A 17,786-nucleotide genomic window follows, 5' to 3' on the forward strand; every position below is an offset into this window, starting at 1 on the left:
GCAGAGTATTAATCTACAACCCTTCCTCCCAACTTAAAGTGCTTTACAATCCGAAGACCTTCTTCACACACGCGGCATGGCTGGATCAGGCTTGCGCCCATTGTCCAATATTCCCCACTGCTGCCTCCCGTAGGAGTCTGGACCGTGTCTCAGTTCCAGTGTGACTGATCATCCTCTCAGACCAGTTACGGATCGTCGCCTAGGTGAGCCTTTACCTCACCTACTAGCTAATCCGACCTGGGCTCATCTGATAGCGCAAGGTCCGAAGATCCCCTGCTTTCTCCCGTAGGACGTATGCGGTATTAGCGTTCCTTTCGGAACGTTATCCCCCACTACCAGGCAGATTCCCAGGTATTACTCACCCGTCCGCCGCTCTCAAGGGAAGCAAGCTCCCCTCTACCGCTCGACTTGCATGTGTTAGGCCTGCCGCCAGCGTTCAATCTGAGCCATGATCAAACTCTTCAGTTTTAATACTGATCGGGTTTTGAGAAAACCCTAAACTTGGCTCAGCCTTAGCTAAAAACTCATGAATTCACAAGAGTTACTTGCTTGGCTGATAATCTTGCGATCATCAATCGTGCCCAGCAAGCACCCACACGAATTACTTGATTCATCTTGTTAAAGAGCGATTCGGTTCGCGTTTCCGCTTAACCAAGGCCGCGCATTCTACGCTAACCTTCTATTCCGTCAAGCTTTTTCGTGAAGTTTTTTACCGCCTCACTACTCGCTTGGCCGACCCGGCAAGCTCTCGCTTCTCCGTGTCAGGGAGGCGCATTCTACAGCAGCTCTCACCGCTGTCAACACCTTCCGAAAACCTTTGATGAGTCACCCCATCAACCCGCAAAGTCCGTTACCGCCAGCCTTCACAGAGCGGCGCATTCTACGCCTTCTCCCCAGCCTGTCAACCTCTAAATTATCGCTAACTTATTGATTGTAAAGCGCTTTATGCAAAGCACCCCGACCAGGGAGACGCGCATTATAGGCCCCAGAGAGATGCCGTCAAGGGTTTTTATCGATGCTGCTCGCATCTTTTTCCACGACAGGGGTTTCCTCCCGCTTGCGCAAGCGCCACACCGCCTGGACCGGGCCGGACAGGCTATAAACGATAAAGATGAACCAGAGGATCCGCGAAGGATCGGTAGAGATTACCGCGAACACCAGCACGACCAGCAGGATGACAAAGAAGGGCACGCGGCCTTTCACGTCCAGGTCCTTGAAGCTGTAATAGCGAACGTTGCTGACCATCAGCAACCCACCGAGCGCCGTAAGAATCCCGACCAGCAGAGAAATATCCCCCCCATCGATGCCGAAGTCGGACAGCGCCCAGACCATGCCGGCAACCAGACCTGCCGCCGATGGACTGGCCAACCCGGTGAAATAACGCTTGTCTTCGCTGCCAATGTGGGTGTTGAAGCGCGCGAGACGCAAGGCTGCGCCGGCGACGTATATGAATGCGAATACCCAGCCGGCCTTGCCCATGTCGGCTAGCGCCCAGGTGAACGCAACCAGTGCCGGGGCAACGCCGAACGCGACCATGTCCGACAGCGAATCATATTCGGCACCAAACGCGCTCTGCGTATTGGTTAACCGCGCCACCCGCCCGTCCAGACCATCGAGCACCATGGCGACGAAGATCGCGATCGAAGCATTGGCGAAATTCCCGTCCATTGCACTGACAATGGCGTAAAATCCCGAGAACAGTGCCGCAGTCGTGAACAGGTTCGGCAGCAGGTAGATCCCCTTGTGGCGCACCTTCCGCCCATCCGGACCGGCCTCTTCTTCGATATGCTCATCGATCGGCAGCAGGCTGGGAATTTCGTCTGACTGAACCTTCTGTTCGCGCTCTAGCTTGTCACTCATGTTCGGACCTTTCGTGTTACCGGAACGAACAGTGTGGCAATTCAAAGGCATTTACGCCAGCGAGGCGGCCCGGACGGACATAAAAAAACGCGACCGAAGCCGCGTTTTCTCACCACCGATTTCCGATCAGTTCTTCGACTTGTCGACGATCTTGTTCGCGGAAATCCACGGCATCATGCCACGCAGCTTCTCACCTACCTGCTCGATGGGATGCGCGGCATTGTTGCGGCGCGCAGCGGTCATCGACGGATAGTTGTGCGCGCCTTCAGCGATGAACATCTTCGCGTACTCGCCGCTCTGGATGCGCTTGAGCGCATTGCGCATGGCTGCGCGCGACTCGTCATTGATCACTTCCGGACCGGTAACGTACTCGCCGTACTCGGCGTTGTTCGAAATCGAGTAGTTCATGTTGGCGATGCCGCCCTCGTACATCAGGTCGACGATCAGCTTCAGTTCGTGCAGACACTCGAAGTAGGCCATCTCCGGTGCATAACCGGCTTCAACCAGCGTTTCAAAGCCCGCCTTGACCAGCTCTACGGCGCCACCACACAGCACGGCCTGCTCGCCGAACAGATCGGTTTCGGTCTCGTCCTTGAAGGTAGTTTCGATGATACCGGTACGGCCGCCACCCACGCCTGATGCGTACGACAGGGCCAGGTTCTTGGCATTGCCCGAAGCGTCCTGGAAGATTGCGACCAGATCCGGAATGCCGCCACCCTTGACGAACTCGGAGCGAACAGTGTGGCCCGGCGCCTTCGGCGCGATCATGATCACGTCAAGGTCCTTGCGTGGCACGATCTGATTGTAGTGAATGGCGAAACCGTGGGCGAACGCCAGCGTTGCACCCTGCTTCAGGTTCGGCTCGATCTCGTCACGGTACAGCTGCGACTGAAACTCATCGGGAGTCAGGATCATGACCACGTCTGCAGCGGCAACCGCAGACGGTACATCGCTGACCTTGAGACCGTGATTTTCTGCCTTGGCGACGGAAGACGAGCCCGGGCGCAGGCCCACGGTTACGTCAACGCCGGAATCCTTGAGGTTGCAGGCATGGGCGTGACCCTGGGAGCCGTAACCGATGATTGCCACTTTCTTGCTCTGGATGAGGCTCAGGTCGCAATCTTTGTCGTAATAAACGTGCATGTAATTCCCCTGTTACTAAGCGGGCCCATCCGGACCCGTGCTGGCAAAGTTAAATACTCAGGACCTTCTCGCCGCGCGCGATGCCTGAAACCCCGGTACGAACAACCTCAAGCACTGTAGTCGGGCCGACTGCCTCGATGAAGCTGTCGAGCTTGTCGGACGTGCCCGCGAGCTGGACGGTGTACACGCTGCTGGTCACGTCGACGATCTGCCCGCGGAAGATATCGGTGGTGCGCTTGACCTCGGCGCGCTGGGCGCCCGTGGCCTTGATCTTCACCAGCATCAGCTCGCGCTCGATGTGCGCGCCCTCGGACAGATTCACCAGCTTGACCACCTCGATCAGCTTGTTGAGATTCTTGGTGATCTGTTCGATGACCTCGTCCTGACCGATGGTGGTCAACGTCAGTCGCGACAGCGTCGGATCTTCGGTCGGCGCTACGGTCAGCGTCTCGATGTTGTAGTTGCGCTGGGAAAACAGTCCCACCACGCGTGAAAGAGCACCCGGCTCGTTTTCCAGAAGTACGGAAATGATGTGTCTCATGTCAGGTGCGCTCCGTCTTGCTCAGCCACATGTCGCGCATCGAGCCGTCCTTGATATGCATCGGATAGACGTGCTCGCTCTCGTCGACGCGGATGTCCATGAACACCAGGCGCTTGCGATTGGCGAAGGCTTCCTCCATCGCCGGCTTGAGATCCGCGACCTTCTCTACCCGCATGCCGACGTGCCCGTAGGCGTCGGCGAGCTGAATGAAATCAGGCAGCGATTCCATGTACGAATGCGAGTAGCGGCTGTTGTATTGCATGTCCTGCCATTGCCGAACCATCCCGAGCGCCTGGTTGTTCAGGCAGATGATTTTCACAGGCAGATCATACTGCAGACAGGTAGACAGCTCCTGGATGTTCATCTGGATACTGCCCTCCCCGGTGACACAGGCGACTTGCGCGTCAGGGTAATGCAGCTGGACGCCCATGGCAGCGGGCAAACCGAAGCCCATCGTGCCCAGTCCGCCCGAGTTGATCCAGCGGTTAGGCTTGTCAAACGGGTAATACTGCGCGGCGAACATCTGATGCTGACCCACGTCCGAGGTCACGTAGGCATCGCCCCGTGTCACTTCGTACAGGGTCTCGATAACCGACTGCGGCTTGATGATCGAGCCGTCGCCCTTGTCATAGGGGAACAGTCCGCGACTGCCACGCCATTCGTCGATCTGCTTCCACCAGCCACTCAACGCTTCCCTGGACGGGCGCAGATTGAACTCGCGGCAGGTGGCCAGCATTTCCATAAGCACGCTGTCGACGGGCCCGACGATCGGCACATCCGCGCGGATGGTCTTGGAGATTGACGCCGGATCGATGTCGATATGAATGATCTTGGCGTTCGGACAGAACTTGCTCGCGCCGTTGATCACGCGGTCGTCGAAACGGGCGCCGACGGCCAGGATCACATCGCTATGGTGCATGGAGACGTTGGATACGTAACTGCCGTGCATGCCCAACCAGCCGACATACTGCGGGTCGGTACCCGGAAACCCACCAAGACCCATCAGTGTGTTGGTAACCGGCACACCCAGCTCACGCCCCAGCTCGGTAAGCTGAGTGGCAGCCTTGCCCAGGATGACCCCACCGCCGGCGTAGATGATCGGCCGCTTGGCCTCGGCGATCAGGTCCAGCGCCTTGCGGATCTGCCCGGAGTGACCGCGGACTGCAGGGTTATACGAGCGCAGCTTGACCTTCTTCGGATAGCTGTACTCGAACTTCTCTGCCGGATTGGTCATGTCCTTGGGGATATCGATGACCACTGGACCGGGGCGACCGGTCTCGGCGATATAGAAAGCCTTCTTGATGACTTCCGGAATCTCGCGCGGGTCCTTGATGATAAAGCTGTGCTTCACGATCGGACGCGAAACACCGACCATGTCGGTCTCCTGGAACGCATCGGTGCCGACGGCAGTGCTCGGAACCTGGCCGGAAATGACGACCATCGGGATGGAGTCCATGTACGCCGTGGCGATGCCGGTGACCGTATTGGTCGCACCCGGACCGGATGTCACCAGTACCACGCCCGCCTTGCCCGACGCGCGCGCATAGCCGTCAGCCATATGGGCAGCGGCCTGCTCATGACGCACCAGAATATGTACGACGTCATCCTGACGAAAAATTGCGTCGTAGATATGCAGAAGGGCACCGCCCGGATACCCGTAGATATATTTAACCCCTTCGTCACGCAATGAGCGGACGACCATCTCAGCGCCGGATAAAAGCTCCACTTTAGAATCACCTCTAGCATGCCACCCGCGCGGCGGGCAGCAGAGTACCTGTTTACTGCTCGGCAGAGCATTGGCAACGGTGGTTGCCATGCATCAGCTTGACTACGTGCATCGGAGGCTCGGTTCCACGGGTTACCGGAACCTGCCTCACCCAGCGCGAGGTAGCGCGTGCGGGTGCCTGGCCAGGAGTGGGCGGGGTCTCGCCTCCTGGAGTGAGCAACAAAGCTGGCCGTCCCGGAAGCCGTGTGGGCTCCGACAACAGCGGGCTTTTGTGAACCCCGAATTGTTTACACTCGGACCGTACAAGTCAAGCGGGTTAGACAAAAGCATGACTGGCTCTACAGCCCCTGCAGCGGCATATACCGAGCACCGGCCGTTTGGATATAGTAGCCACACTACCGACTTCGGAAGCCCGCAACAGGGATGGGAACAGCATGTACAGATTGACCCTTGCATTCGCACTGGCCTTGGCAGCTTCGCAGGCCACGGCCGAAACAATGTACCAGTGGACCGACGACCGAGGCGGCAGGCAGTTTGGCCAGCAACCGCCTGCCGACAGGCCCTTTCAGAAAGTTGATATACGTGCCGCCCCCAATCTGGGCTCCCCCGTTCGCAGCCAGCAGCCCGCACCGGTCAAGCCGGCCGAAGCCGTCGAGCCTGACGGAGACAAGGCGAAGAGCAAGCAGGAACAGGAAGCGGTCCGGCAGGCGAACTGCGACAGGTTGCGGGAAAATCTCAAGACGCTGAGCGAGAATCCGCGCCTGAGCCGCAAGAACGAAGCGGGCGAAGTAGAGCGGATCGGAGAAGATGAACGCCAGTCGATGATCGCCGAGGCGAAGCAGAACCTGGCGACCCACTGCGTGAACAACTGAGCTCCCGTCAAACCAGTCGCGTGGCCAGCCGGTCGATATCGCCGAGCACCTCGATAAGCCGCATATGCTGCTGGCCCAGATGGGCGAAGGCTTCTTCGCCCATTGGTCTTATATTGCAGGCGCCTGGCATTCCTTCACCCTGCTCGATGATATCGACCATGCGGGGAATGAAAATCCACTGTAGCCACTGATCGAAGGTCAGCGTGTCGACACAGAACGGCGCGTGGCTGGACAGCGCCTCGGGCGTCGGACGCTCGCTGCGCCACATTGACAGCTCCCGCAGCTCCATTTCCAGCGCCAGCACCGCGTCGGCCAGGTCATGCCAGGCGCTGCCGATCACGAAGAAACCCGAGCGCGCTGACGTGCTTCGGCCGCTCCAGCGGCGTTGCCCTGCTTCTCACGGGCCTGCGCTATCAGCTCCCACAAGCCGGCCTGCAGCGTCGAGCGCCCTGCCGCATAGCTCAAGCCGCGCTGCGCTAGCTGCTCCGCCTGCGCCGCGTCGCCCTGTGACAATCGCACCTGAGCCAGACGATAAAGCACCTGCGGTTCACGCGGGGCGATACGCATCGCCCGCTCGAGGCTCGCCGAGGCACTGCCCAGATCGCCACGACCCTCCTGCTCCCGCGCGGTAGTCAGAAGAGCGAGGACTGGCCCGTCCAGCTGCTCGTCTGCCTGCAGGCCACCGGAACTGGGCGCGGTCTGCCGTGCGCCATCCGACCGGGGCGCATCACTTTCGCGCAGCGGCGGCTGCGAATCGAGCGGATATGACTCGATCGCCCGGGAGCCGCCCGCGTCGTCCGGAATCATCACCACCACGCCGCTGTCGGTCGGCTGCGAGGGCGCCGAACGCGGTTGCTGCTGCCCGGCGCGTCCTGCACCAGCTCGCAACTCTTCGTTGGAGACCGCGCGGCCGGCATCGGTAACCGGTACCGAGCCGCCGGTGCCTGCACAGCCAGCCAGCGTCATCATCAATCCAGCCAGCACGGCAAGTTGTCTGCAATCCATGTTTAACGCCCTCATAAAGTCACTGCAGCCAGCCGCGAATGGTATCCATCACGCGGTTGGCGCCCTCTTTCACAGCCTCGGTGTCGATCAGCGACCGGCAGCCTGGCCCCGGCAACGGAGCATAGCCCGCTCGAAATGCAATCTGCACACTGCCGTCGCAGCTGGGATCACTCCCCTGTCCGGTGAGCGGATCCACCCAGGCGATCTCGATGCCATCGGGAGGCGCCGCTGACAGGGACTGCGGATGCGCCTGCCCCATGAATGTCGACCAGACCTGCAGCGCACCGGTCGCTCCGGTAAGACGCGTTTGACCGTTATCGTCGCGGCCTATCCACGCCACCGCCAGCAGATCGTCGGAAAAACCGGCGAACCAGCTGTCACGCAGATTGTTGGTCGTGCCGGTCTTCCCGGCCACGCGGATATCAGAGGGGATCTGATTATACGCCGACCGCCCGGTCCCTTCGGTCATGACCCGCATCATCGCTTCCCGGATCAGGTAAATCGAGGCGGAATCGAAGCGCTGTTGTACTTCGAACGGATATCGTTTCAACGGTTCGCCATCGGTTGCCAATACGTTGCGAATGGCCCTCAAGCGCGTACTGAAACCACCGTTCGCCAATGTCTGATACATGTCGGTGACCTGCAGCGGTGTCATCGCTCCCGACCCCAGCAGCATTGCCGGATACGCCGGCCACCCATGCTGCACGCCCATCCGTTCGATGGTCTGCAGGACTTTGGGGACACCGACCTCCACACCCAGGCGAACCGCGGCCTGATTGTAGGAACGGCTGAGCGCCTCGTGCAGCGGCACCAGGCCATGACTCTGCCGATCGTAGTTCTGCGGCGTCCATTTCACCCCCGGCTCGGCATCCAGCGTGATCGGCGAGTCGTCGATCGGCGTGATCAGGGAATACTTCGCCGGCTGCTCCAGTGCCGCCAGATAGATGGCCGGCTTCACCAGCGATCCAATGGGCCTCGATGCATCCAGGGCGCGGTTGAAGCCGGTGAAGCGGGGATTGCTGCCGCCGACCAGGGCAAGAACCTCACCGGTTTGCGAGCTGGTGACCACCATCGCCCCTTCCAGCGGGACGTCATCCGCCGGCGGTGCGATGCGCTTGAGCGTACCGACGACCGATTCTTCAGCCTTGCGCTGCAGCAACGGATCGAAGCTGGTGAATACGCGCAGGCCCTCGCTGGTCAGATCCTCGTCGCGATAATCGTCGCGCAACTGCCGCTTGATCAGGTCCATGAACGCGGGATAGCTGGTGTTGGCCATGGTTCCGCGGGCAGCGACATCCAGAGGGCGAGCCTGAGCCTGCTCGGCGTGCTCGGTGCTGACCATGCCCTGCTCGGCGAGCATCTGGATCACCAGGTCACGACGTGTCTTGGCCCGCTCGGGATGACGTCGCGGGTTGTACAGCGAAGGCCCCTTGACCATCCCGACAAGCAGAGCGACCTGGTGCAGTTCCAGCTCCTGCAACGGCTGACCGAAGTAATACTGGCTGGCCAGACCAAACCCGTGGACCGCGCGATTGCCATCCTGCCCCAGGAACACTTCGTTGAGGTACGCCTCGAGAATCTCTTCCTTGGGATAGTGAATTTCCAGCAGGACGGCCATGATTGCTTCACGGCCCTTGCGCACCAGGCTGCGCTCGTTGGTCAGATAGAAATTCTTGACCAGCTGCTGAGTCAGCGTGCTGCCACCCTGAACGACGTTACCGGCCGTGAGGTTGACGTAAGCGGCCCGGGCGATGCCCTTGGGCGAGACGCCGAAATGCTGGAAGAACTCGCGGTCTTCCACCGCGACCAGCGCCTCGACCAGATACGGAGGCGCCTGATCCAGCCTGACAAGAATTCGGTCTTCGTTGTGGGACGGGTAGATGCCGCCGATCATCAGCGGCTCCAGACGTGCCATGACCGGGTCGCCGCTGCCTTCCAGCGATGCAATCTTCCGGCCGTTGAAACGAACGTTGAGATAGCGAGCAGGCTCGGCGCCTTCGTAAAAGTGGAAGCCGCGGGTATGAACGTCCACCCGGCCACTGCCAACGGCCATCTGCCCGGGCGCACGCACACTGCTGACTGAACGATAGCCAAGCGCCTTCAACTCGGTGACGAAGTCTTCTCGGCTAAGGGATTGGCCGGCATACAACTCCAGCGGACGCGCGAACACCTTGGCGGGTACTGCCCAGCGCTTGCCGGAGAATTTCTCCTGCACCACCGCATCGAGATAAATGACCAACCCGGCGAACAATACCAGGGCAACAAGGCCCAATTTGATCAGCCAACCTGAAGAGCGTCGCCAAAAGCCGGACTTGCGAGCGGCACGTGACCTGCGTTTCTTTCCCATAATGTCCTACATAATTCCTGACGTTTTGCCCGCAGGCAGCATGACCGGCGCCGGGGTCGAGGTTGGCCTGACGGCTGCCAGGCTTCATAATGCCCGGATTGCCAGCCCAAGCAAGGATACACCGTGAGCCAGACCCTGTTGAACGCACTGCAAGACCCCGCGCTGTACGATCACCCGGTGACAGGATTCACTGTGATGGAAACCCACATCTCCTGGGTACTGCTGACCGGAGACTTCGTCTACAAGATCAAGAAGCCGGTCGACTTCGGATTCATCGACTACTCGACGCTCGAGCGTCGCGCTCATTTCTGCGACGAGGAGGTTCGCCTCAATCGTCGCCTGGCGCCGGAACTCTACCTGGGCGTGATTCCAGTCCGCGGCAGCGAGTCGGCTCCACGCCTCGACGGCGATGGCCCGGTGATCGAGTATCTGGTCAAGACCCGACAGTTTCGGCAGGAGGATCTGCTCGGCAACATGCAGCGCGCCGGCACCCTCGAACCGCAGCACATCGACAGTCTGGCGAACCGTCTGGCGACATTCCACCGCGGGATTGACCGTGCCCCGCTCGACTCCCAGTGGGGTGAGCCCGAGCAGATCCATGCTCCGGTTGCGCAGAATTTCGACCAGATTCGTCCACTGCTTGCCGACGCTGACGATCTCGACCAGCTCAAGCAACTCGAACTGTGGGCGCATACTACATTCGAGCGGCTGATTCCCCAACTGGCACAGCGCAAATCCAATGGATTCGTGCGCGAGTGCCATGGTGACATCTATCTCGACAACGTTACCCTGGTCGATGGCGCGGTGACCCTGTTCGACTGCATCGAATTCAACGAAGCCTTTCGCTGGATCGACGTGATGAGCGATGTCGCGTTCATGGCCATGGATCTGGAAGATCGCAGCCTGCCTGGTCTCTCGCAGCGCTTCGTCAACGCGTATCTCGAGCAGACCGGAGACTACTCGGGGCTTTGCGTACTGAACTACTACAAAGCGTACCGCGCCATGGTGCGAGCCAAAGTCGCATTGCTGCGCCTGACTCAACCGGGTGTCACCGAGGCCGAGCGCCAGCAGACGATGGAGCGCTATCGCGGCTATGCGCGTCTTGCGGAAAGCTATACCGCCATACCGATGCGCTTCGGGCTGCTGACGGTGGGGATTTCCGGTTCCGGCAAGAGCACGTTGTCCGGGAAACTGGTCGAGGACTTCGGCGCCATTCGGGTGCGCTCCGACATCGAGCGCAAACGGCTGCTCACCGACACGACGACAAACGCGGCGACCACCGGCCTGTATTCGGCCGAGGCGACCGCCCAGACCTACGCCCGTCTGGGGGCGCTGGCTGCCAGCATCCTGGCCTCGGGCTACCCGGCCATCATTGATGCGACGCATCTCAAGAGCGCGCAGCGCCAGGCCATGCGCGAATGCATCGAACTGCAGGGCGCGCCTTGTCTGATGGTGCATTGCAAGGCGCCGCTGGAAACGATCGAAGGCTGGATCAAGGCTCGGCAGGCGCAGGCCGAAGACCCATCGGATGCCGATGTCGACGTCGCGCGAATGCAGCATGACGCCTTCGAGCCCTTCACCGAGCAGGAGAGGCCCTTCACGCTGGAGGTGCGCACGGATCAGCCGGAAAGTGTCGAGCAGCTGTTGCTGCAGTTACGCCAGAAGCTCTGATTCCGCGGCGACTGTACGGAAACGTCGCCGCGAACTACACTGGCTACGGGAACCAATAAAAAGAAGCCCGAACCATGCCTCAGATTATGATCGGCCGGCCGACGCGCCGGCGTCCTGTCATGTCGGCGCGGACTCAGCGTGCCGCTGCCACAGACCCCTCGCCAGCGAGGTGTCCATGAGCGATGAACTGCTCGAACTTCGGAATCTCGGCAAGACCTCAGTGCAATGGCTGCACGCAACCGGCATTCACAGCCGTGCGGAGCTGCAGCGCCGTGGTCCTGTGGGCGCTTATTGCGCCGTGCGCGCGCGCGGTTTCCGCGCGTCGAAGTCGCTGATGTTCGCGATTGCCGGCGCCCTGCAGAATGTCCACTGGAATGATCTTGATCCGGTATACAAGGCGGAGCTGCTGCAACAGTTGCACAGTCAGGAGCAGCTCGCCCGCAGCGGATAGTGACACGGCTCACACTCATCGCGGGGCAAAGGCAAGCGGTACATTTTCCGTTGGCGGGAAGCTGCTGCACTGCAGTATTGTATGCATGTCGCCGAGGCCTCCCTGCAACCCGCTCGGAGCGGGCATTGCACTCGGGTGAACCAGGACAATTCAAAAGGAATTCAGGACATGTACCTTTTAGGTGACCAGCCCCTTTATGCGGAAAAACTGATCAGCACACTGCAGCGTATCCCCGAGCAACTGCTCGATGGCCTCGAACCGTGCGACGAGCCGCTGCATCTGGAGTCGGTCGATGATCTTTATGCCACCATCGGCGCCAACCGTCTCTACCTGCTCAAGACCGGTCTGCTGCATGCGCTGATCGAAGGCAAACCGCTGTTTTACATGCAGGAGGGCGATCTGATCGGGCTTCGCCAGGGGTTGAACACCGCGCCATGCGTGTATACCAGTGACGAGCCACTGGAACTCATTCCCTACGATCGGGAAGCGCTTTTCAAGCACATTCACGCCAGCAGCCAGCGTCAGGAGCAATTCACTCAGTACATTCTCGGCCAGGCGGCGCTGATGTCCGATGCGTTGGCGCACAACAAGCCTGCCGAAATCCGTCCTGTCACCGGGTTCCAGCACTTTGCTCCCGGTGCCGAGCTGATTCGCCAGGGCGATGAGGCCGATCATGTGTTCATCATCACCGAAGGCCATGCCGAGGCGTTCGTCGAGGGGATCAAGGTCGGCGACGTCCAGAAGGATGAGATTTTCGGAGCCATGGCGCTGTTCACCCGCGAGAAACGCTCTGCCACGGTTATTGCCAGCAGTCCGACTACGGTAATGATGATACCCAAGGATCAGTTCCTGGCGCTGATGCAGAGTAACCCACGCATCGCCCACAGCCTCATCGAAAGTATGGCCCGCCGCATTGATCTGATGAACAAGGAACTGACGCATTACAAACAGCTCGCGCAAAAATAATCCGTCGATCGCCTTGACATGCAAATGATAACGATTACTATTACCACAAGTCATCGCGAGATGGCTTAGATAACGGATTGTCGCGAGGCAAGCGGTTATCTCCTCATCAGGCTAATCACGGATTAGGCCCGCTCCCTGAGCGGGCCATTTTTTTGGGCGTCTACCAGCTTTCGCAGTAGTCCGTCGCCGGCATCGCTGGCGTCAGCCATAGGTAATCGGCCTGTTCGGCAGAAGGCAGTTCAGCGCCGGCCTCCACCAGCATGACCACCACCGGACGCGGCTCCTTCGGCCAGTGCAGCGGCAAGCCCACATCCTTACGCGCATGAAAACTCCCGGCGATCAGCAGCGCAGGCGTCGCCGCACCAGACAGCGTTTCGGCCATGCGCCGGTCTCGGGCGTACTGAATCGCGAGCATGGCGGGAATTTGGCTGGCGGGCAGCTTCCCGCAATGGGCGTCGATGATGGTCTGCTCGAGATAGCCGCGCTGCTCGGCATCGTATTCGGGCATGGGCGGCACCGCGCCACGATATAGTCGACTGATTTCGTCTCGGTCCAGATTGGCGGGTATCAGCTGTTTCGGTTCGCGCAGCCCCCATTGGACCAGATCACCGTAAAGCGCCCACGGCCATCCAGCGTTCCAATTCAGGCGCGTCTGGAGCGCTTGCGAAGACAGCTCGGGAAGCTGCCGGGCGGCGTCCAACCCCTCCTGCTGCGCAGGCACCAGCATTTCCAGCAGCAGCGATCCCTGCGGGCGCTGGGCATGCAGTTGCTCGAGCAACCAGAGCTGCAGCGCGTGATGATCAGGGTTGTCGTGTTTCTCGCCGATCAGCACGTAAGGTTCGCCGGCCAGGCGATCCGCCAGCGCATGCGCGTCGATCCATTCCCCTGCGGCGGTATCCAGTGCCTGACCAAGCTGCAGGTGATCGCGCTCCTCGGGAGCGGACCACTGTGGCAAATCGGCGGCGAGTACGGCGAACACTGAACAGGACACTACTGCGCAGATCAGTCGTCTCATGAGGCCTCACATGATGATCAAGGGGCGGTCTTCAGCCGGGTGTTGCTGCACCTGTGCGCGAACGCCGAATATCTGCTCGATGCGCTCGGCCTGCAACACCTCCCACGGCGTACCCAGCGCCGCCATGCGGCCATTGCTCAGCAGTAGCACCCGGTCAGCATAGCGGGCCGCCAGGTTCAGATCATGCAGCGTGACCAGAGCCGCGCCGCCTCGCTGCGCCACATTGCGGGCTGCGGCCAGTGCCAGATGCTGATGAGCGATGTCCAGCGCTGCTGTCGGCTCGTCCATCAACAAGCATGGTTGCGGCACATTCCACACCTGCGCCAGCACCCGCGCGAGGTGAACGCGCTGTCGCTCGCCGCCTGACAGGTGCAGATAGTTGCGCATCGCCAGATGCGTTGCATCCGCCTGGGCCAGTGCCTCGGCCACGGCCTGATTGTCAGCGGCCAGGCCGCTGCGGTGGGGCAACCGCCCTAGGGCGACGACCTCCCCCGCGCGAAAGCCGAATGCCAGTGTGGAGGTCTGAGGGAGCACGGCCATCCGCTGCGCCCGCGCAGTCGGCTCGATCTGCGAGAGAACGTCACCGTGAAAACGAAGCTCGCCTTTACCCGGCCGGAGCTCCCCTGCCAGCGTCGCCAGCAAGGTACTTTTCCCGGAGCCGTTGACCCCGAGCACTGCGATCACCTCCCCGCTTGCGAGGGTGAAGGAGAGATCGGACAACACCCGTTGAGGCCCGCGGGAGCAGGCCACGCCGACCAGCTCAAGCATGCGTCACCCCCGTGCGCATACGGTATAGCAGAACAAGAAAAAACGGCGCGCCCAGAGCGGCGGTGAGGATGCCGATCGGTAGCTCCGCAGGCGCCATCAGCAGCCGGGCAGCGATGTCAGCGAGCAGCATCAGCGTGGCGCCGAGTAGCATCGAAGCGGGCAACAGCGGGCGATGATCCGGCCCGACCATGAGCCGCGCGAGATGCGGCACCATGAGTCCGACGAAGCCGATTAGGCCGGCAGCCGCAACACTGGCAGCCACACCCAGCGCGGTGAGAATGATGAGTTCGAGTTTCAGCCGCGCAACATCGAGTCCCAGGTGATGCGCCTCCGATTCGCCGAGCAGCAACGCGTTCAGCTCCCGGGCGCGGCGCGGCAGGCGCCACCACACCAGTGCGCAGCACAGCGCCAGCATGATCACCCGTTCGTAACTCGCGTGAGCCAGTGTCCCCATGTTCCAGAAGGTCAGGGTGCGCAGCATGCTGCTGTCGGCCAGATAGCCGAGCAGCCCGATGAGCGCACCACTCAACGTGGTGATCGCCACCCCAGCCAGCAGCATGCTGGACATGGCCCCACCCTGCAGCGCCTGACCCAGGCGATAGACGACGATGGTGCTGACCACGCCGCCAACGAAAGCACCGGATACCGTGAGGTACGGTGACAATACACGGGGCAGGAGCTCTGCCAGCCCGACTCCGAAAACAATGGCGAGCGCCGCACCCAGCGCTGCACCGCCCGAGACACCGATCAATCCCGGATCCGCTAGCGGATTACGAAACAGCCCTTGCATCGCAGCACCCGTAAGGGCGAGCGTCGCCCCGGTCATCGCTCCCATCAGCGCCCGGGGCAGCCGTATCTGTTCGACGATTAACTGCTCGCCGGGTGCAACGCCCGTCACCTCAGCCCACGGCCACAACACGCGCAACACGTCAGCCGGCGCGATGGCCACGGCGCCGATGGCCAGCGATAACAGACATGCCAGCAGCAGGGCTGCGGCGAGCAGCGAAAACAGCAGATAGCGACTCATGGTGCATTCTGCTGAAAACAGGACGCCAGGCCAGCGCCGGCCCTGCTGTGCGTCACAGGCTGGCAAAGCACCGAGCGCCAGCGGATAATTCGCGCATGCCAACCACTGCTGATACTCAACCTGTTGCCCTGTGCCGACTCGAGGATATTCCCGACCCGGGCAGCCGCGGCCTGACTCACGCCGGCGAACAACTGTTTGCCGTGCGCCAGGGTGCGGACGTCCAGGTCTTCGTCAACCGCTGTCCACACCGAGGGATTCCCCTGGAGTGGGTGCCCGACCAGTTTCTCGACAGCTCCGGCCGGCTGATTCAGTGCGCCACACACGGCGCGCTGTTCCTGCCCGATACCGGCGAATGCGTCAGCGGACCCTGCGCCGGCGAGCGGCTTGCCAGACGCGAGAGCCGCGTTCAGGACGGCCAGGTCTGGCTGGTCTGACCCGTTCACAGGGCCACCGGTAGCTGACCGCGGACCTGCAGCCCGGCCGGCGTTGGCCACACCGACCATGCGATCACCTCGACACCATTGGCCGCCGCCTGGCGTAAAACACGACCATAGACCGGATCGATGTGGTCGGCGGGCGCAACCTCGGCGATACCGCTGTGCATCACGCAGAACAGCATGCAGGCGCGCCGGCCCGCCGCGGCGACTTCAATCAGTTCCAGCAGGTGCTTCTGCCCTCGCGTGCTGACGGCATCCGGAAACGCGCCCTGCCCGGCCCCCAGACCGAGGGTCACGCTCTTCACTTCAACGACACATTCACCCGGATCGCTCAACAGGAAATCGAAGCGACTCTTTCCGGGACTCAGGCAGACCTCGGCGCGTTGGCTGGCGTAGCCGCTCAGCGGGGTGATCAGACCGGCGCGCAGCGAGGCAGCCACGACCTTGTTGGCCCGCGCACTGTGCACGCAAGCCAATGCCCCGTCGGGTGTCTGCACCAGCTCCCAGGTACCCGGAAGCTTGCGCCCCGGCCGGTCCTGCAAGGCGACCCAGACCGGGCTGCCGGGCTCGCCACACCGCAACATGGACCCGGTGTTGGGACAGTGCACGGTGACCTCACGGCCATCGTCAAGCACGACATCGGCAAAGAAGCGCTTGTAGCGCCTGACCAGCGTCCCGCGCTCCAGCGGAACGTCGAAGGGAATCAGCATGCCTGCCATGACTCGAGGCCCTTGTGCAGCCGAGAAACCGCCCGCTCGAGGTTGTCCAGCGAAGTGGTATAGGCGAAGCGGACATGCTGGTCGGACCGGTGGTGGCCAAAGTCCAGACCGGGGGTGACAGCGACGTGCTCGGTCTCGATCAGGTGCCGGCAGAGTTGCGCGCTGTCACCGCCGAGCCGGCTGGTATCTGCGTATAGATAGAAGGCACCCTGTGGCGTCACCGGAATCTCCAGCCCCAGGTCACGCAAGGCCGGGAGAAGAAAATCGCGCCGCTGACCGAACGCTTCGCGCCGGGCTTCGCACAGGGCAAGCGTCTGCTCTTCGAATGCGGCAAGCGCGGCGACCTGGGCCATGTGCGGGGCGCAGATGTAGAGATTCTGCGCCAGGCGCTCGAGATCCGGTACGGCCGCCTCCGGGGCTATCAGCCAGCCGAGTCGCCACCCGGTCATGCCGAAGTACTTCGAGAAACTGTTGAGCACGAAGGCATCCGGATCGACTTCGAGTACCGAGGATGCCCGACACCCGTAGGTCAGCCCGTGGTAGATCTCGTCGACGATGAAGTGCCCGCCCTTGCGGCGCGTTGCTGCTGCCAGACCGGCCAGTTGCTGTCTGTCGAGCAGCGTACCGGTTGGGTTCGCAGGCGAGGCGGCCATCACCGCAACGCAGTCGGCACGCCAATGCGCGTCGACCAGAGCCGGGGTCAGCTGATACTGCGTCTGCGCCCCGACCGGCACCAGCTCCGCCGCGCCCTCGACCAGGCGCAGGAAGTGTCGATTGCAAGGGTAGCCGGGGTCAGCCATCATCACGCGCTTGCCAGGATCGACCAGCAGCGCGCTGACCAGCAAGAGCGCCGCCGAACCACCCGGCGTGACGACGACCCGGGAAGGGTTCAGGTTCACTCCGTACTGGCGCGCATACCAGGCGGCGATGGCCTCACGCAGAGCTGGCAGCCCGAGCGCAGGGGTGTAACCCGTCCTGCCAGCGGCCAGGGCTGCCTGCCCGGCCCGGATGATCGGTTCGGGCGTGATGAAGTCCGGCTCGCCAATCTCCATGTGAATCACGTCGTGACCCTGCGCTTCGAGCGCCCTCGCTCTGGCAAGCACGGCCATGACGTGAAACGGCTCGATATCACGGGCGCGAGCCGCCCACTGATATTGCTGCATGTCGACTCCCGGTCGCAGAAAACTGCAAATCATACCGGCTGGTCAGGCTTGACGTGCCAAATTCACACCCCATGC

General features: G+C 61.5%; 17 protein-coding genes and 1 rRNA gene (1 of these 18 running past the window's edge). 5 read left to right on the forward strand and 13 right to left on the reverse strand.

What is annotated here, in order from left to right:
- The 5 genes from KEM63_RS14310 to KEM63_RS14330 form a co-directional block, all read right to left on the reverse strand.
- Positions 1-468: ribosomal RNA gene (locus tag KEM63_RS14310) — 16S ribosomal RNA — on the reverse strand; it reaches 1,069 nt to the left of the window's first position.
- A 531-nt stretch (positions 469-999) separates the two neighbouring features.
- Positions 1,000-1,860, reverse strand: a complete 861-nt coding sequence (gene pssA / locus KEM63_RS14315) for a CDP-diacylglycerol--serine O-phosphatidyltransferase (protein WP_223652796.1) — start codon at positions 1,858-1,860, stop codon at positions 1,000-1,002.
- 126 nt (positions 1,861-1,986) lie between these two features.
- Positions 1,987-3,003, reverse strand: coding sequence for a ketol-acid reductoisomerase (ilvC, locus tag KEM63_RS14320; RefSeq protein WP_223652798.1), 1,017 nt, complete (start codon positions 3,001-3,003; stop codon positions 1,987-1,989).
- A gap of 49 nt (positions 3,004-3,052) precedes the next feature.
- The gene (gene ilvN / locus KEM63_RS14325) at positions 3,053-3,544 is read right to left on the reverse strand and encodes an acetolactate synthase small subunit (RefSeq protein ID WP_223652813.1); all 492 of its coding nucleotides are present in this window, start codon (positions 3,542-3,544) and stop codon (positions 3,053-3,055) included.
- Position 3,545: 1 nt separating this feature from the next.
- Positions 3,546-5,270, reverse strand: coding sequence for an acetolactate synthase 3 large subunit (locus KEM63_RS14330; protein ID WP_223652815.1), 1,725 nt, complete (start codon positions 5,268-5,270; stop codon positions 3,546-3,548).
- 434 nt (positions 5,271-5,704) lie between these two features.
- Between KEM63_RS14330 and KEM63_RS14335 the strand changes: the two genes are divergently transcribed.
- Positions 5,705-6,142 carry a DUF4124 domain-containing protein gene (locus tag KEM63_RS14335; RefSeq protein ID WP_223652816.1) on the forward strand — a complete coding sequence of 146 codons (438 nt, stop codon included), beginning with the start codon at positions 5,705-5,707 and terminating at the stop codon, positions 6,140-6,142.
- Between the two features lie 7 nt (positions 6,143-6,149).
- On the opposite strand, the gene KEM63_RS14340 is transcribed toward KEM63_RS14335, so the two are convergent.
- The 3 genes from KEM63_RS14340 to mrcB are packed head-to-tail and all read right to left on the reverse strand — an operon-like array spanning position 6,150 to position 9,494.
- Positions 6,150-6,482 carry a YqcC family protein gene (locus KEM63_RS14340; RefSeq protein ID WP_223652817.1) on the reverse strand — a complete coding sequence of 111 codons (333 nt, stop codon included), beginning with the start codon at positions 6,480-6,482 and terminating at the stop codon, positions 6,150-6,152.
- Positions 6,479-7,147, reverse strand: a complete 669-nt coding sequence (locus tag KEM63_RS14345; RefSeq protein ID WP_223652818.1) for a tetratricopeptide repeat protein — start codon at positions 7,145-7,147, stop codon at positions 6,479-6,481. The genes KEM63_RS14340 and KEM63_RS14345 overlap by 4 nt, the downstream gene beginning before the upstream one ends.
- A 19-nt stretch (positions 7,148-7,166) precedes the next feature.
- The gene (gene mrcB, locus KEM63_RS14350; RefSeq protein WP_223652819.1) at positions 7,167-9,494 is read right to left on the reverse strand and encodes a penicillin-binding protein 1B; all 2,328 of its coding nucleotides are present in this window, start codon (positions 9,492-9,494) and stop codon (positions 7,167-7,169) included.
- 123 nt (positions 9,495-9,617) lie between these two features.
- Here mrcB and KEM63_RS14355 point away from each other — a divergent pair, with 123 nt between their 5' ends.
- The 3 genes from KEM63_RS14355 (at position 9,618) to KEM63_RS14365 (ending at position 12,582) form a co-directional block, all read left to right on the forward strand.
- The gene (locus tag KEM63_RS14355) at positions 9,618-11,165 is read left to right on the forward strand and encodes a bifunctional aminoglycoside phosphotransferase/ATP-binding protein (RefSeq protein WP_223652820.1); all 1,548 of its coding nucleotides are present in this window, start codon (positions 9,618-9,620) and stop codon (positions 11,163-11,165) included.
- A gap of 175 nt (positions 11,166-11,340) precedes the next feature.
- Entirely contained in the window at positions 11,341-11,616 is a 276-nt protein-coding gene (locus KEM63_RS14360) for a TfoX/Sxy family protein (RefSeq protein ID WP_223652821.1), read from the forward strand.
- A gap of 168 nt (positions 11,617-11,784) precedes the next feature.
- Complete coding sequence (locus KEM63_RS14365) at positions 11,785-12,582, forward strand: cyclic nucleotide-binding domain-containing protein (RefSeq protein ID WP_223652822.1); 798 nt, start codon at positions 11,785-11,787, stop codon at positions 12,580-12,582.
- Positions 12,583-12,742: 160 nt separating this feature from the next.
- Here KEM63_RS14365 and KEM63_RS14370 read toward each other — a convergent pair whose 3' ends face one another.
- From KEM63_RS14370 to KEM63_RS14380, 3 genes are read right to left on the reverse strand one after another with little or no spacing between them, the layout of a single operon-like run.
- Positions 12,743-13,597 carry a ChaN family lipoprotein gene (locus KEM63_RS14370; protein ID WP_223652824.1) on the reverse strand — a complete coding sequence of 285 codons (855 nt, stop codon included), beginning with the start codon at positions 13,595-13,597 and terminating at the stop codon, positions 12,743-12,745.
- 6 nt (positions 13,598-13,603) lie between these two features.
- Entirely contained in the window at positions 13,604-14,365 is a 762-nt protein-coding gene (locus KEM63_RS14375; protein ID WP_223652826.1) for a heme ABC transporter ATP-binding protein, read from the reverse strand.
- Entirely contained in the window at positions 14,358-15,392 is a 1,035-nt protein-coding gene (locus KEM63_RS14380) for a FecCD family ABC transporter permease (RefSeq protein WP_223652828.1), read from the reverse strand. Before KEM63_RS14380 ends, KEM63_RS14375 begins: the two co-directional genes overlap by 8 nt.
- 95 nt (positions 15,393-15,487) lie before the next feature.
- On the opposite strand from KEM63_RS14380, the gene KEM63_RS14385 reads away from it, so the two are divergent.
- Positions 15,488-15,826 (forward strand): Rieske (2Fe-2S) protein, encoded by a 339-nt coding sequence (locus tag KEM63_RS14385; protein ID WP_223652830.1) that lies wholly within the window; start codon positions 15,488-15,490, stop codon positions 15,824-15,826.
- A gap of 5 nt (positions 15,827-15,831) precedes the next feature.
- Here KEM63_RS14385 and sfsA read toward each other — a convergent pair whose 3' ends face one another.
- Together sfsA and KEM63_RS14395 are read right to left on the reverse strand one after the other, a co-directional pair.
- The gene (gene sfsA / locus KEM63_RS14390) at positions 15,832-16,533 is read right to left on the reverse strand and encodes a DNA/RNA nuclease SfsA (protein WP_223655890.1); all 702 of its coding nucleotides are present in this window, start codon (positions 16,531-16,533) and stop codon (positions 15,832-15,834) included.
- Positions 16,533-17,711, reverse strand: coding sequence for a pyridoxal phosphate-dependent aminotransferase (locus tag KEM63_RS14395; RefSeq protein ID WP_223652832.1), 1,179 nt, complete (start codon positions 17,709-17,711; stop codon positions 16,533-16,535). Before KEM63_RS14395 ends, sfsA begins: the two co-directional genes overlap by 1 nt.
- Between the last annotated feature and the right edge of the window lie 75 nt (positions 17,712-17,786).

The organism is Halopseudomonas nanhaiensis (assembly GCF_020025155.1).
GTDB classification, from domain to species: Bacteria; Pseudomonadota; Gammaproteobacteria; order Pseudomonadales; family Pseudomonadaceae; genus Halopseudomonas; species Halopseudomonas nanhaiensis.